Origin of the sequence: Actinomadura gamaensis (assembly GCF_042652125.1) — a bacterium.
Lineage (GTDB): Bacteria > Actinomycetota > Actinomycetes > Streptosporangiales > Streptosporangiaceae > Spirillospora > Spirillospora gamaensis.
On sequence record NZ_JBHSIT010000002.1, the window covers coordinates 837,577 to 854,291 of the forward strand.

A 16,715-nucleotide genomic window follows, 5' to 3' on the forward strand; every position below is an offset into this window, starting at 1 on the left:
GTCATCGTCGAGGGGCGTCGAGCGGCATGGGCGGGCCCGCCCGGCGGAGGGGACGGCCGCCGGGCGGGCCCGTCCGGTTCAGGCCCCCAGCTCCCGGTCGATCAGCGCGAACATCTCGTCGGCCGTCGCCGCCGCCAGGTCCCCGCCGTCCCCGTCAGCCGCGGCGTCCGCGCCGGCGGGGTCGGTGTAGCGCCACAGCAGCGTCTGCAGCCGGTCGGCCAGGCCGCTGCGCCGGACGTCCTCCGGCGGCAGCAGGGCCAGCGCCGCTTCCAAGTCGTCCAGGCGGCCGAACGCCGGGAGCGCCGCGCCCGCGCCCGCGGGCAGGAGCCGCTCCAGCAGCCACCCGGCCAGCGCGTCCGGGGTCGGACGGTCGAACACCAGCGTCGCGGGCAGCCGCAGCCCGGTGGCGGTCCGCAGCCGGTTCCGCAGCTCGACCGCCGCGAGCGAGTCGAACCCCAGTTCCTTGAACGGACGCTGCGGATCCACCTCGTCCGCGCCGCCGTACCGGAGCACCGTCGCGACGTGCGTGCGCACGAGCGACGCCAGCGCCTCCCGCCGCCGCGGCTCGTCCGGGAGAGCGGCGAGCTCGCGGCGGAGCGCCTCGGTCACCTCGGCCGCCTCCCCGTCGCCGTCCCGCGCGGCCCGGACGGTCTCCGCCGCCTCGGGCACCTCGTCGAACAGCCGCGTCCGGCGCTCGGCGACGATCAGCGACGCGAACCGGCGCCACTCGACGTCGGCCACGACGGCGGACGGATCGTCGCGGTCGAGGATCCGGCGCAGCGCGGCGAGCGCCGAACCGGCGTCCAGGGGTTCCAGGCCCTGCCTGCGGGCGAGTTCGAGATGCGGCCGGACCGCACCGGCCCGCGCGTCCTGGCCGTCCTCACCGTCCGTGACGTTCGCGTCATCCGTGACGTCCCACAGGCTCCATGCCACGAACGCGGCGTGCCCGCCTCCGGCCCGCCGCTCGCGCGCGAGGGCCTCCAGGTGGGCGTGCGCGGCGGCGAACGCGCCGTGGTCGCGGGCGCCCCACGCCGCCGCGACCGAGGAGAAGTAGACGACGGTGTCCGGTGCGCAGCTCTCCTCGACCTGGCGGACGGCCTCCACGTGCGCGCGCACGGCCCGGTCCACGGCGGCCGGGTCGGACGTGGCGAGCGGCGCGAGCTCACCGGGAGCCGGGACGTGCACGAGCGTCCCGACCTCTGCGGGGACCTCTTCGACGTGGACCACCCCTGGCGGAGGCGGCGTGCCGTTCTCCGCAGCGCCGCCGGGAGGCACGAGCAGGTACACCGGGTCCGCGCCCAGCTCGGCCAGCCACGTCGCGACCTGCCCGGCCGGGGCGTCCGGGCCTCCGGTGACCAGCGCCGGCCCCTGCGGACGCCATCGAGGTTCCTTCTGGCCGGTTCCGACCGGGTCTCGGACCAGGCGGCGTCCGAACGTCCCGCTCGGACGGACGGCCAGCTCGTCCTCGCCGTCCGCGCGGGTGAGGGCCTCGCGGAGGCGTTCGGGCGCGAGGTCGTCCGGTGCGGGCGGGAGATCCACCAGGCCGCCCCAGACGGCCGGGTGTTCGAGGGCCGCCACCCGTCCCAGCCCCCAGACCTCGGCCTGGTCGGGCCGCTCCGGACCTTCGGTGTCGCCGTCGCCGTCGCCGTCACCGTCGCCGGCGAGAACCGCGCCGCGCGTGAGGGTCCACAGGCGGGCGTCCAGCCCGGAGTCGAGGAGGGCTTGCAGGAGCGTGAGCACGCCCGCGACTCCCGTGCCGCCGTTCTCATCGAGGGGAAGCAGTGACAGGACGCGCGTGGGCGGCGTGCCCGTCGCGGCGGCGGCTGCGCGAAGCAGCGCGGCCAGCTCGGCGCGGTCCACGTCGGGTTCGACGTCGAGCCGCCCGACCCGGCCCGCCCCGGATTCCAGCGCCGCGACGCACGTCTCCGACCACTCGTCGGCGACGCCCTTCGGCCGGACGACCAGCCACGCTTCGTCCGCCGCGCCGGAAGGACCGTCCGGCAGCCGACGCCACTCGACGCGATACCGCCAGGAGTCGATCGCGGACCGGCGGCGCCGGTCGCGCCGCCACCGGGACAGCGCCGGAAGGACCGCGTCGAGTGACGCCCGCTCGCCGGCGTCGCGGATGCCGACCGTCTCCGCGAGCTCGTCGCCGTTCCCGTGCTCCAGGGTCGTCCAGAACCGCGTCTCCTCCTCGTCCGCCGGTCCTGCCGCCGTCGCGGGCCGAGCGACGTCGGGCAGCCAGAACCGCTGGTGCTGGAACGGGTAGGTCGGCAGATCGACGAGGCGGGGCGGCGGGTCGGCGGGACGGTCGCGGGTCCAGTCGACCTGGACGCCGGCGGCGTGCGCGTGGGCGAGCGAGCGGAGCACCTGGTCGCGGTCGCCATGGTCGCGGCGCAGGGTCGGGATCGCGACGGCCGGGACGGCCGCCGCGTCGAAGATCTCCTCCAGCGCGGTCGTCAGGACGGGATGGGCGCTGGCCTCGATGAAGACGCGGTGCCCGTCGTCCAGCAACGCGCGGACGGCCTCGGCGAACCGGACGGGCTGCCGCAGGTTGGTGATCCAGTACTCGGTGTCCAGGGACGCGGTGTCGTGCGGCGCGGCGGTCACGGCGGAGTAGAACTTCACCCGCGCGGCGAGCGGCGTCACGCCGGCGAGTGTCTGGCGTAGTTCGTCGGTGATCTGGTCGACCTGGGGTCCGTGGGAGGCGTAGTCCACCTCGATCATCCGCGCCCGCAACCCACGGCTCTGCGCGTTGGCCACCACACTGGCCACCTGATCGGGCGGCCCGGAGACGACGGTGGAGGACGGGCTGTTGACCGCGGCGATCCCAACCTCACCGGTCACAAGGGCCTCGGCCTGCTCAGCGCTGACCCCCAGCGACGCCATCGCGCCACCACCGGCCAGCCTGCGCAGCGCCTTGCTCCGCAATGCGACCACGCGCGCGGCGTCCTGCAGCGACAAGGCCCCGGCGACACACGCCGCCGCGATCTCCCCCTGGCTGTGCCCGACCACCGCGGCCGGTTTCACGCCGTGGTCGGCCCAGACCGCCGCCAGCGACACCATCACCGCCCACAACACCGGCTGAACCACATCCACCCGCGACAACTCAGCACCGTCACCACAGATGACCTCGCTCAACGACCAGTCCACATGCGGGTCAAGGGCCTGCTCACACTCGGCCATCCTCGCCGCGAACACCGGCGACTCGTCCAGAAGCTCGGCGCCCATCCCGGCCCACTGCGAACCCTGACCCGGGAACACCAACACCGGACCCGGACCGACCGAACCGGCGACGCCCGTGATCAGGTCGGGAGATGTCTCGCCCTCGGCCAGGGCCGCAAGGGTGGCGATTCGGTCCCGGCCCAAAACGACCGCGCGATGTTCGAACAGCGAACGCGACTTCAGCAGCGACCAGCCGACCTCCACCGGCGACAAGCCAGGATCGTCCGCGACCAGATCACGCAGCCGGGCGGCTTGGGCGCGCAGGGCCGGAGCGCTCCGCGCCGACAGCACCCACGGGATCGTGCTCGGGGCCTCCGCGGGGGCGAGTTCGGGTTCGGGTTCGGGGTCGGCGGACGTGTCGGGGGCCTGTTCGAGGATGAGGTGCGCGTTCGTGCCGGAGATCCCGAAGGACGAGACGCCGGCCCGGCGCGGACGCTCCCCGGCCGGCCAGGGCCTGGGCTCGGTGAGCAGGCGCAGGCCGCTCGTCTCCCAGTCCACGTACGCGGACGGCTCGTCGATGTGCAGTGAGGCGGGCAGGACGCCGTGCCGCATCGCCATCACCATCTTGATCAGTCCGGCCACGCCCGCGGCGGCCTGGGTGTGGCCGAGGTTGGACTTGACCGAGCCGAGCCACAGCGGCGACCCGCCGGCCGGACGGTCCGCGCCGTAGGTCGCCACGAGCGCCTGCGCCTCGATGGGGTCGCCGAGCGTGGTGCCGGTGCCGTGCGCCTCCACGGCGTCCACCTCGGACGGTTTGAGCCGGGCGTCCTCCAGGGCCCGCCGGATGACGCGCTCCTGGGCGGCGTCGTTGGGGGCGGTGAGGCCGTTGCTCGCGCCGTCCTGGTTCACCGCCGAACCCCGGATCACCGCCAGCACCCGGTGCCCGTTGCGGCGCGCGTCCGACAGCCGCTCCAGCAGGACGAGGGCGACGCCCTCGGAGAAGCCGGTGCCGTCCGCCGACGCCGCGAACGCCTTGCAACGGCCGTCCGGGGCGAGTCCCCGCTGCCGTGAGAACTCGACGTACGCGGTCGGGGTCGCCAGGACGGTGACGCCGCCGGCGATGGCGAGGTCGCATTCGCCCCGGCGCAGTGCCGTGCCCGCCAGGTGGACGGCGACCAGCGACGAGGAGCAGGCCGTGTCGATCGTCACGGCCGGGCCTTCCAGGCCGAGCGTGTAGGCGACCCGGCCCGACACGACGCTGGCGAGGCTGCCGGTGGCGATGTAGCCCTCGACCTCGTCCGGCGCGCCGAGGCCGGTGTGGTAGTCCTGGCTGGAGATCCCGGCGAACACGCCCACTCCGGCTCCGCGCAGCGAGCGCGGGTCGAAACCGGCCCCTTCGAGCAGTTCCCAGGTGGTCTCCAGCAGGACGCGCTGCTGCGGTTCCATGGCGAGGGCCTCGCGCGGGCTGATCCCGAAGAACGCGGCGTCGAACCCGTCGGCGTCGGTGAGGAACCCGCCGTGCCGGACGTAGCTGGTGCCGGGGTGGTCGGGGTCGGGGTGGTAGAGCGCGTCGAGGTCCCAGCCGCGGTCGGTCGGGAACCCGCCGATGGCGTCGCGGCCCGCGGACACCAGGTCCCACAGGTCGGCGGCGGACCGGACTCCGCCGGGCAGGCGGCAGGCCGTGCCCACGACCGCGAGCGGCTCGCGGGCCTGCTCCTCCACCTCGCGCAGGCGGCGGCGGGTCCGGTTGAGGTCGACGGTGACGCGCTTCAGGTACTGGCGGAGCTTGTCCTCGGCGGCGGACATCAGTCCTCACCTCCCGTGACGGAGCCGAGTTCGCGGTCGATGAGCCGGAACATCTCGTCGTCGGACGCGGCGTCCAGCGCGTCGCCGTCCACGGCGTCCGCGCCGGACGCGTCGCCGCCCGCGCCGTCCAGCCGCCACAGCAGGGCCTCGAACCGCCGGGCGAGGCGCCCGCGCGCGTCGCCGTCCGGGGCGAGCCGGTCGATCACCTCCTCCAGCCGGTCCACGTCGCCGAGGACCCGGGCCAGCGGGTCCGCCTCGGCGGGGACGAGCCGGTCGCGCAGGTGCGCGGCGATGGCGGCCGGGGTCGGGTAGGTGAAGGCGAGCGCGGCGGGCAGCCGGAGCCCGGTGGCCGAGGACAGCCGGTTGCGCAGCTCCACGGCGGTCAGCGAGTCGAACCCGAGGTCCTTGAGCTGGGTGTCGTCCTGGAGGGCGCCGGCCTCGGCGTGCCCGAGGACGGCCGCCGCGTGCGTCCGGACGAGGCCGAGCAGCAGCGCGAGCCGCTCGTCGGGTGAGAGGCCGGCGAGCTGCGCGGCCCAGTCGATCCGGCGGGGACCGCCCGCGGTACCGCCGCCACCGCCGCTGCCGGCGCCGAGCGCGCGCAGCAGGGGCGGGAGCGTGTCGGCGGGGCGTCCGGCGACGTCGAGGCCGGCCGCGACCAGGTGGGGTCTCCCGTGCTCGAACGCGCGGTCCAGCAGGGCCAGGGCCTCCTCGTCGCCGAGCGGGACGATCCCGCTGGTCCGCATGCGCCGCAGGTCGGCCTCGGTGAGGTCGCCGGTGATGCCGCTGGCCGACTCCCACAGCCCCCAGCCGATCGACTGGCCGGGCAGCCCGGCGGCGCGGCGGCGGGCCATGAGGGCGTCGCAGTAGGCGTTGGCCGCGGCGTAGTTCGCCTGCCCCGGACTGCCGGAGGTCGCGGCGGCCGACGAGAACACCGTGAAGAAGCCCAGCCGCAGGCCGGACGTCGCGGCGTCCAGGTTGGCGGCCCCGCCCGCCTTGACGCGCCAGACCGAAGCCATCCGGTCCGGGGTCAGCGAGGGGACCGTCCCGTCGTCGACGACGCCCGCCGCGTGGATCACCCCGGTCAGCGGACGCGCCGGGTCGATCCCCGTGACCAGATCGCGGACCGCCTCCGGATCGGCGACGTCGGCCGCGACGAAGGTGACCTCCGCGTCCGCCGTCAGGCGCTCGGCGAGTTCGGCCGCGCCGGGCGCGCCGGCTCCGCGACGGCTGACCAGGACGAGGTGCCGTGCGCCCCACTCGCGGACGAGGTGTTCGGCGAGGAGGGCGCCGAGCGTCCCGGTGCCGCCGGTGATGAGGACCGTGCCGTCCGGGTCGAACGCCGGCGGGACGTCCAGGACGATCTTGCCGGTGTGTTTGGCCTGACTCATGAACCGGAACGCCTCGCGCGCCTGGCCGAGCGGCCACGCCTGCGTGGGCAGCGGCTCCAGCCGTCCCGCCTGGAACAGGTCCCGCAGTTCGGCCAGCATCGCCGCGATGCGTTCCGGAGGCACGTCGCCGGCCAGATCGAACGCCCGGTACCAGACCCCGGGATCATCCCGGATGTCGGTCTTGCCCAGCTCGACGAACCGTCCGTTCTCGGCCAGCAGCCGCAGGGACGCGTCGGTGAACTCACCGGCCAGGCTGTTCAACACGACATCCATGCCCCGGCCACCGGTCGCCGCGCGGAACTTCTCCTCGAAACCGAGATCACGGGACGACGCGCGATGTTCGTCGCCAATGCCCAGATCGGCGAGTACTTCCTGCTTGGCCGGACTCGCGGTGGCGAAGACTTCCGCGCCGAGATGCCGTGCGATCTGCACCGCCGCCTGGCCGACACCGCCCGTGGCCGCGTGGATCAGCACCGACTGGCCCGGCTGGAGCGCGGCCAGGTCAACCAGTCCGTACCAGGCGCTCAGGAACGCGACCGCGATACCTGCGGCGTCGCGGGCGTCCCAGCCGTCCGGGATGAGCACCAGCGAGCGCGCGTCGGCGACCGCGACGGGCCCGAACGCGCCTGGGAACAGCCCCATCACCCGATCACCGACGGCGAAGCCGGTGACACCCGGGCCGATCCCCGTCACCACACCGGCACCCTCACCGCCGATGCCGCCGAAGCCCGGAACCATACCGAGCGCGATCAAGACGTCCCGGAAGTTCACCCCGGCCGCATGCACCTCCACCCGGACCTGACCGTCCCGGAGTGATTCGAGGACATCCGGGCAGCTCTCCACCGACACCTCGTCCAGCGTCGAGGCGCCCTCGGCGGTCACCCGCCACGCGCGCGTCCCCGCCGGAGGGGTCAGTTCCGGCGGGGCACCGCACCGGACCAAGCGCGGGACCAGGGGTTTCCCATCGCGGACGGCCACCTGCGGCTCGTCGGCGGCGAGCGCCGTGCCGACGTCCGCGCCGACGTCCGTGCCGACGTCCGCGCCGTCCTCCAGATCGACCAGGACGAAGCGTTCGGGGTTCTCCAGTTGCGCGCAACGCACCAGGCCCCACACGGCCGCCGCGTCCGGGTCGGGGTTCTGCCCCGCGGCACCGCGCGTGACGACCACCAGCCGCCGCTCGTCGTCGGGACGAGTGTCGGCCAGCCAGCCCTGGACGTGTGCCAGTGCCTCGTCCGCGGTCGCCGCTTCCGCGACCGCGAACCCGCCGTCCGGGACGGCGACCGCCTCCTGAACGGGCATCCACTCGACCTCGAACAGGCCGTCCGCACCGCGGGTGCGGAACTGCGCCGGATCGGCCGGACGCAGCACGAGCCGCTCGACGCCGAGCACCGGCGAACCGGCGGCGTCCGCGACGGTCACCCTGACGGCGTCCTCGCCGGACGGGGACAGCCTGACCCGCAGGCTCGTGGCCTCCCGCGTCCAGAGCGACACCCCGCTCCACACGAACGGGAGCCGGGCGCCTCCACCGTCCGGCCCGCCGTCCGCCCCGGTGGCCAGCAGCGCGGGATGCAACGCCGCGTCGAGCAGCGCCGGATGCAGCCCGAACCCGGTCGCCTCCCCCGCCGCCTCGGGCAGGACGATCTCGGCGAACACGTCCCGACCGTCCTGCCAGGCCGCGCGCATGCCCTGGAACGCGGGACCGTACTCGTATCCGAGCGCCGCGACGTGCTCGTAGAAGCCGTCCACGGTCAGCGGCCGAGCACCCGCCGGGGGCCACTGGCCGCCCAGCGCTTCGGCCGTGCCGGGCGGCTCGGCGGTCAGCAGGCCCTCCGCATGGCACACCCAGTCGTTCTCGGGACGGGAATAGATCCGCAACTCCCGGTGGCCGTCCGGTTCCGCCGGACTCACCACGATCTGCACCGGCAGGCCGCCCGACGCGGGGAGGAGGAGAGGCGCCCGCAGGGTCAGCTCCTCCACGCCGGAACAGCCCGCTTCGTCGGCCGCCCGCAACGCCCACTCGACCAGGGCGGCCCCGGGAAGCAGGACGGTGCCGAGGACTCGGTGCTCCCCCAGCCAGCTTCCGGAGTCGGCGGCGGGCAGCCGTCCGGTCAGGACGCGCGTGTCCGCGTCCGCGAGCCGCACTGCCGCGCCGAGCAGCGGATGGCGGGCCGGGTCCAGGCCGAGGCCGGAGGCGTCCCCGGTCTTCCCGCGCGCCGCGGCCAGCCAGTAGTTCCGCCGCTGGAAGGGATAGGTCGGCAGGTCGATGACGCGCGGTTCCGGGTCGGTGGGGAACCAGGGGGTCCAGTCCACGTCGGTGCCGCCGGCGTGCAGGTGGGCGAGCGCGCGTCCGAACGCCACGGCGTCCGGGTGACGGCGATCGAGGACGGCCACGGCGTCGGCGCCGTCCACGGCGTGCTGAGCGGCGGTGGTCAGCACGGGGTCCGGTCCGAGTTCCAGGAACGTCCCGGCCCGCTCGGCGAGCCGCGCTGCCGCGGCATGGAACCGGACCGGCTCGCGGACCTGCCGCACCCAGTAACCGGGCGTCGTGATCTGTTGGTCAGCGGGCTCGCCGGTGAGCGTGCTGATCAGCGGGAGGGTCGGTGCGGTGAACGACAGCCCGTCGATCGCGTTGGCGAAGTCACTCAGCATCGGGTCCATCAGCGCCGAGTGGAAGGCGTGACTGACGCTGAGCTGCTTGGTCTTGCGACCCCGCTCAGACCACGCCGCCTGCACTTGCGCGACCGCCTCGGCGGGGCCGGACACGACCGTGCTGTCAGGGGTATTGATCGTCGCGATGCTCACCCCGTCCGGGAGCGTCCCGTCGAGTTCGGCCTCCGACGCCTGGACGGCGACCATCGCTCCACCGGCGGGCAACCGCCCCATCAGCGTCGCCCGCGCCGCGACCAACCCGCACGCATCCTCAAGCCCAAGGACTCCAGCGACATGCGCGGCAGCGACCTCACCGATCGAGTGACCGATCACCGCATCCGGAACCACACCCATGGACTTCAACAGCCGGGCCGTCGCGACCTGGACGGCGAACAGGCCCGCTTGGGCGAACGTCGTATGATCCAGCACGTCCCGCTCACCCGAGAACACCACCGACGCCAGATCGCGCTCCAGGCTCGGGTTCAGCAGAGCGCACACCTCATCGAAAGTCTCCGCGAAAACCGGGAAGCGTTCGTACAGGCCCACGCCCATCCCCACACGCTGGCTGCCCTGACCGCTGAACAGCCAGATCGATTCACCGCTCACCGGTTCGCCGGGAGCATCGGCGTCCAGCGCGGCCAGCAGTTCCTCGGCCGTCTCCCCTGTCGCGACGCGCCGGTGCTCGAAGAGGGAGCGGGAGCACAGCAGTGACCAGCCCACCTCGGCCGGGGACGCGTCCCCGGCGGTCACGAAGTCCTTGAGCTGCCGGATCTGGGCGTCCAGCGCCTCCGGCGTCCGCGCCGACACCACCCACGGCACCACACCCGGCGACACGGCCCGAGCGTCCTCGACCGGCTCGGCGACGGCCTCCTCGACGATCACATGCGCGTTCGTCCCCGACGCCCCGAACGACGACACACCCGCGCGCCGCGGTCCGGCGGTGCCGGACCAGGGCACGGACTCGGTCAGCAGCCGCACCCCGCCCGACGACCAGTCCACGTGCGGGGACGGCTCGTCGATGTGCAGGGACGCGGGCAGCGTCCCGTGCCGCATCGCCATCACCATCTTGATCACACCGGCGGCGCCGGCGGCGGCCTGGGTGTGCCCGATGTTCGACTTGACCGACCCGAGCCACACCGGACGGTCGTCCGGGCGGTCGCGCCCGTAGGTGGCGAGGACGGCCTGGGCCTCGATCGGGTCGCCGAGGACGGTTCCGGTGCCGTGCGCCTCCACGGCGTCCACGTCCGCGGTCGTCAGCCCGGCCGCGGCCAGCGCGGCACCGATCACGCGTTCCTGGGACGGTCCGTTGGGGGCGGTGAAGCCGTTGCTCGCGCCGTCCTGGTTGACCGCCGAGCCGCGGATCAGTCCGAGCACCCGGTGGCCGTTGCGTCGCGCGTCCGACAACCGCTCCAACAACAGCAGCCCGACGCCCTCACCCCACCCCGTGCCGTCCGCCGCGGCCGAGAACGACTTGCACCGGCCGTCCGGCGCGAGGCCCCGCTGGCGGGAGAAACCGGGGAAGAGCCCCGGTGTCGCCATCACGGTCACGCCGCCCGCCAGCGCGAGATCGCATTCGCCCTGCCGCAGCGCCGTGGACGCCATGTGCATCGCGACGAGCGACGACGAGCAGGCGGTGTCGACCGTCACCGCCGGGCCTTCCAGGCCGAGGGTGTAGGAGACGCGCCCGGCGACCGCGCTGCCCACGCCGGGCATGACGTAGCCCTCCAGCCTGGCGTCCTCGTCGGCCGCGCCGTCGGCGTAGTCGTGGTACATGACGCCCGTGTAGACGCCGGCCCGCGCGCCCCGCAGCGACGTCGGGGCGATTCCCGCGCGCTCGAACGTCTCCCACGCGACCTCCAGCAGGAGCCGCTGCTGCGGGTCGGCGGCGAGGGCCTCGCGCGGGCTGATGCCGAAGAACTCCGCGTCGAACTCGCCCGCCTCGTAGAGGAACCCGCCCTCGCGGGTGGCGCTGCTGCCGGGCCGGCCGGGTTCGGGCGCGAACAGCCGTTCCAGGTCCCAGCCGCGGTTCGCGGGGAACTCGCCGATGGCGTCCCGTGCCGAGGACACCAGGTCCCACAGGTCCTCCGGCGACCGGACGCCGCCCGGGTACCGGCACGCCATGGACACGATCGCGATCGGCTCGTCCGTCCGGACGTCCGTCCGCGCGGGGACGGCCGCGGCCTGCCGTCCCTCCAGCCGCGTGGTCAGGTACAGGGCGAGCGCGCGGGGCGTCGGGTGGTCGAAGGCGAGCGTGGCGGGCAGGCGCAGCCCGGTCGCGGCGGCGAGCCGGTTGCGGAGTTCCATGACGGTCAGCGAGTCGAACCCGAGCCCCTCGAAGTTGGCGTCCGCGCGCACCTCCTTCGGCGAGGCGTGGCCGAGGACGGTCGCGACCGTCCGCCGGACGAGCTCCTCGATCGCCTCGGCGCGGGCGTGGGCGGGAAGGGCCGCCAGGCGAGCGGCCGGCGCGGACCCGCCGCCGTCCGCCGCCGCACGCCGGCGGGTCCGCCCGGCGAGCCCGCGCAGGACGGGCGGCAGCTCGTCGGCGGGGACGCCGGAGACCGCCAGGTCGGCGGCCACCACGACGGGCTCGCCGAGCCGCCGGGCGGCGTCGAGGAGGGCGAGCCCCCGGTCGGCGGGCAGCGGGCGCACGCCGCGGAGCCGGGCCAGGTCGGCGGCGGTCAGCCCGCCCGCCATGCCGCCCGCGTCCGCCCACGGGCCCCAGGCGACGGACAGGCCGGGCAGGCCGGCGGCGCGGCGGTGGGCCACCAGCGCGTCGCAGAACGCGTTGGCCGCCGCGTAGCCCGCCTGCCCGGCGTTGCCGACGGTCCCGGCCGCCGAGGAGAAGATCCAGAACGCGTCCAGGGGCAGGTCGCGGGTCACCGCGTGTAGGTTCCAGGCCCCTCGGGCCTTCGGCCCCCACACCCGGTCCAGGCGTTCGGGGGTGTGCGAGGCGAGGAGCGCGTCGTCGAGCACCCCGGCCGCGTGGACGACGGCCGTCACCGGATGCTCGGCCGGGACGGACGCGAGCGCCCTCGCCAGCGCCTCCCGGTCGGTCACGTCGACCGCGACGGCCTCGACGTGGCCGCCCAGCGCGGCGATCCGTTCGCCGAGCCCGGCCGCGCCCGCCGCCCGCGGGCCCTGCCGCGACAGCAGGAGCAGCCGCCGGACACCGTGCTCCCGGACGAGGTGTTCGGCCACCCGTCCGCCGAGCACGCCGGTGCCGCCGGTGATGACGACCGTCCCGTCCCCGGCCGGCAGCGCGGCGTCCTGCCCGGCGTCCTGGCCAGCGTCCTGGTCGCCGCCCCGTCCGGTGTCCTGGTCGGCGTCCTGGCCGGGCTTCGCTCGGACGAGCCGGGGCACGAGGACGCGGCCCTCGCGCACACGCACCTGGTCCTCGCCCGCGTGGAGGGCCTGCCGGACGGCGTCGGCGGGGTCGGCGTCACCGGCGACGTCCACGTGCAGGAAACGGCCCGGATGCTCGGCCAGGGCACTGCGGACCAGCCCCCGGACCCCCGCCTCGGAGAGCTGTCCGCGCGTGACGAAGGCCAGCGGGACGTCCGCGAGGCGCGGTTCCTCCAACCATGCCCTGGCGACGTCGAGGACGCGCCCGACCACCTCGCGCCCGGTCTCGGCCGCGTCGCCGTCCTCGGGACCCGCGACCTCGGCCAGCATCACCGAGGACGGCGAAGGCCCGGCCTCCAGCGCCGTCTCCACCAGCCCCGGCCGCAGCGGCTCGGGACCGAGGACGACGACCGGCGCGCCCTCACCCTCGGGCCGGATGATCGGCGTCCAGTCCAGGACGAACAGGCCGTCCGCCACGCCGCGCACCGCCGCCTTGAACCGGCCGCCGTCGACCGGGCGCATCCGCAGGGCCTCGACGCGCAACACCGTCCGACCGGCGGGATCGGCGACCAGCAGGCGCAGCATCCGGCCGTCGCCGTCCTCGCCCGGGGACAGCCTCACCCGGACCGCCCTGGCCCCGACCTCGTGCAGGGACACGCCGTTCCAGAGGAACGGGACCCAGACCTTGCCGCCGTCCGCGGGTTCGGTGAGCAGCGCCGGATGCAGCGCGGCGTCGAGAAGCGCCGGGTGGATGCCGAACCCGTCCTCGTCCCCGGCCTCCTCGGGCAGCTCCACCTCCGCGAGCAGATCGTTCCCGTGCCGCCAGACCGCGCGCACCCCCTGGAAGGCGGGACCGTACTCGTACCCGGCCTCGGCGGCCCGCTCGTACAGGCCATCGACGTCAACCGGCTCCGCGCCGGGCGGCGGCCACGCCTCGGCCATCGCGCCGTCCGGCGGGGTCTGCGGGAGGAGCGTCCCCGAGGCGTGGCACTCCCAGGCTTCGCCGACCTCCTCGTCGTCGGGCCGCGAGTAGACGGACACTTCGCGGCGGCCGTCCTCGTCCGGGACGCCGACCACGACCTGAACCTGTGCCCCGCCCGAGTCCGGCAGCAGGAGCGGCGCTCGCAGGGTCAGCTCGTCGAGCGTTCCGCAGCCGACGGCGTCGGCGGCGCGCAGTGCCCATTCGACGAGGACCGCACCGGCGACCACGCGCGTCCCGGAGACGGCATGGTCGTGCAGCCACGATCCGCTTCCGCCTCCGAGGCGTCCGGTGAGCAGGAGCGCGCCGCCGTCGGCGAGCTCGACGACGGCCCCGAGCAGCGGATGTCCCGCCGAGCCGAGGCCCAGTCCCCTCGCGTCCTGGCCCGCCTGCCAGCTCGACGGCCAGAACCGCCGCCCCTGGAACGGATAGGTGGGCAGGTCGATGACGCGCGGTTCCGGGTCGGTGGGGAACCAGGGTGTCCAGTCCACGTCGGTGCCGCCGGCGTGCAGGTGGGCGAGCGCTCGTCCGAACGCCACGGCGTCGGGCCGGCGGGCGTCCAGGACGGCCAGCGCATCGGTGTCCTCGGCGCAGCGCTGCGCGGCAGTGGCCAGCACAGGGTCCGGTCCGAGTTCCACGAACGTCCCGGTTCGCTCCGCAACGGCCGCGACCGCCGAGTGGAACCGAACCGGCTCGCGGACCTGCCGCACCCAGTAACCGGGCGTCGTGATCTGTTCGTCGGCCGCTTCGCCGGTGAGCGTGCTGATCAGCGGAAGGGTCGGTGCGGTGAACGACAGCCCGCCGATCGCGTCGGCGAAGTCGGTCAGCATCGGGTCCATCAGCGCCGAGTGGAAGGCGTGACTGACGCTGAGCCGCTTGGTCTTGCGGCCCCGCTCAGACCACGCCGCCTGGACCTGCGCGACCGCCTCGGCGGGACCGGACACGACCGTGCTGTCAGGGGTGTTGATCGTCGCGATGCTCACACCGTCGGGGAGTGTTCCGTCGAGTTCGGTTTCGGACGCCTGGACGGCGACCATCGCGCCACCGGCGGGCAGCCGTCCCATCAGCGTCGCCCGCGCCGCGACCAACCGGCACGCATCCTCAAGGCCAAGGACGCCAGCGACATGCGCGGCAGCGACCTCACCGATCGAATGACCGATCACCGCATCCGGCACCACACCCATCGAGTTCAACAAGCGAGCCGTCGCGACCTGCACCGCGAACAACCCCGCCTGCGCGAACGTCGTGTGATCCAGAACCGCCCGCTCACCCGAGAACACCACCGACGCCAGATCGCGCTCCAAGCTCGGGTTCAGCAGCCCGCACACCTCATCGAAAGCCTCCGCGAACACCGGGAAGCGTTCGTACAGGCCCACGCCCATCCCCACACGCTGACTGCCCTGACCACTGAACAGCCAGACCAGGTCGCCGTCCGTGGCGGTAGAGAAAACGTCACGGTTCAGGTCTTCGAGCAGTTCCTCCGCGGTCTCCCCGAGGGCCACCACGCGGTGCTCGAACGACGAGCGGGACCGCAGCAGCGACCAGCCGACGTCCACCGGCGAGGCGTCCCGGACGGCGGCCGAGTCCGCCAGTCGCCGGACCTGCGCGTCCAGCGCCTCCGGCGTCCGCGCCGACACCACCCACGGGACCGCGCCGACCGGCGCGGTCGGCTCGGGCTCGGGCTGCGGCGCGGCCTCCTCGACGATCACGTGGGCGTTGGTGCCGGAGATGCCGAAGGACGACACGCCCGCCCGGCGCGGACGGCCCGTCCGCGGCCAGTTCCGGGCCTCGGTCAGCAGCCGCACCCCGCCCGACGACCAGTCCACGTGCGGCGTCGGCTCGGCGACGTGGAGGGTGGGCGGGAGGCCGCCGCGCCGCAACGCCATGATCATCTTGATCAGCCCGGCGACGCCCGCCGCGCCCTGGGTGTGGCCGATGTTCGACTTGACCGAGCCGAGCCACAGCGGACGGTCCGGCGCGCGGTCGCGGCCGTAGGTCGCCAGCAGCGCGTCGGCCTCGATCGGGTCGCCCAGCGGGGTGCCGGTGCCGTGCGCCTCCACCGCGTCCACCTCGGACGGGGACAGCCGCGCGTTCGCCAGCGCCTGCCGGATCACCCGCTGCTGCGAGGGGCCGTTGGGGGCGGTCAGCCCGTTGCTCGCGCCGTCCTGGTTGACCGCCGAGCCTCGGATCAGTCCGAGCACCCGGTGGCCGTTGCGTCGCGCGTCCGACAACCGCTCCAGCAGCAGCAGCCCGACGCCCTCACCCCACCCCGTGCCGTCCGCCGCGGCCGAGAACGACTTGCACCGGCCGTCCGGCGCGAGGCCCCGCTGCCGCGAGAAGCCGGTGAAGACCTCCGGCGTCGCCATCACGGTCACGCCCCCGGCGAGCGCGAGCGAGCACTCGCCCTGCCGGAGCGCCTGGGTCGCCAGGTGCGCGGCGACGAGCGAGGACGAGCACGCCGTCTCGACGGTCACCGCCGGGCCTTCGAGGCCGAGGGTGTAGGCGATCCGGCCGGACAGGACGCTCGGGGCGTTGCCCGCGTATCCCTCGGTCGCGCCGTCCCCGCGGGCGCCGTTGCCGGTGGTGGCCGTCCCGACGTACACGCCGGTCGCGCTCCCCTTCAGCGACGCCGGATCGACGCCCGCCCGCTCCAGCACCTCCCACGCCGTCTCCAGCAGCAGCCGCTGCTGGGGGTTGGCGTCGAGCGCCTCGCGCGGGCTGATGCCGAAGAACGCCGCGTCGAACCGGTCCGCGTCGTACAGGAACCCGCCCTCCCGGACGTAGCAGGTGCCGGGGTGGTCGGGGTCGGGGTCGTAGAGGCCGTCCAGGTCCCAGCCGCGGTTCGCCGGGAACCCGCCGATCGCGTCGCGGCCCGCGGACACCAGCTCCCACAGGTCCTCCGGCGACCGGACGCCGCCGGGGAACCGGCACGCCATGCCGACCACGGCCACCGGCTCGGTCCGCCGCCCCTCCACCTCCCGCAGCCGCTCCCGCGTGTCGTGCAGGTCGGCCGCGACCCGCTTGAGATAGCCGACCAGCTCTTGTTCAGTCGCCATTCGAGGTCACCCAGCCCAGTGCGCGGTTCAGGACGGCCGCGGCTCCTCCCGGGGAGAACGCGCGGCCGGCGGGCCGGGGCCGGAGATCCGGTGCGGAATCCAAAGGTGCGGAATCCAAGGAACACGACCCTCTCGGCGTCGGCGAGCGCATCGGTCCGGAGCGGCCGCCCGGCTGCACCCAGCGTTCGCGACGGCGCTAAAGCAGGACTGAAGACGCCGGGCGCGGCGCGCGCCTAGGGGTGGCGCCGCGGCGGTCCGCGCGCGGCCCGGCGGCCGGCGACAGCGCACGCCCGCGACCTTGACGTTTCTGGTCGGACCGGCCCCTGTACG

General features: G+C 74.8%; 2 protein-coding genes. Both read right to left on the reverse strand.

The window, feature by feature from the left end; all coding sequences use genetic code 11:
* Window positions 1-78 precede the first annotated feature (78 nt).
* Entirely contained in the window at window positions 79-4,971 is a 4,893-nt protein-coding gene (locus ACFPCY_RS09490) for a type I polyketide synthase (RefSeq protein ID WP_378253396.1), read from the reverse strand.
* Window positions 4,971-16,385 (reverse strand): SDR family NAD(P)-dependent oxidoreductase, encoded by an 11,415-nt coding sequence (locus tag ACFPCY_RS09495; RefSeq protein ID WP_378253397.1) that lies wholly within the window; start codon window positions 16,383-16,385, stop codon window positions 4,971-4,973. The genes ACFPCY_RS09490 and ACFPCY_RS09495 overlap by 1 nt, the downstream gene beginning before the upstream one ends.
* Between the last annotated feature and the right edge of the window lie 330 nt (window positions 16,386-16,715).

Excerpts from the sequence above, each read along its gene's own strand:
- ACFPCY_RS09495 (WP_378253397.1), bottom strand. The coding sequence starts at position 16,385 with ATGGCGACTGAACAAGAGCTGGTCGGCTATCTCAAGCGGGTCGCGGCC.
- ACFPCY_RS09490 (WP_378253396.1), bottom strand. The coding sequence starts at position 4,971 with ATGTCCGCCGCCGAGGACAAGCTCCGCCAGTACCTGAAGCGCGTCACC.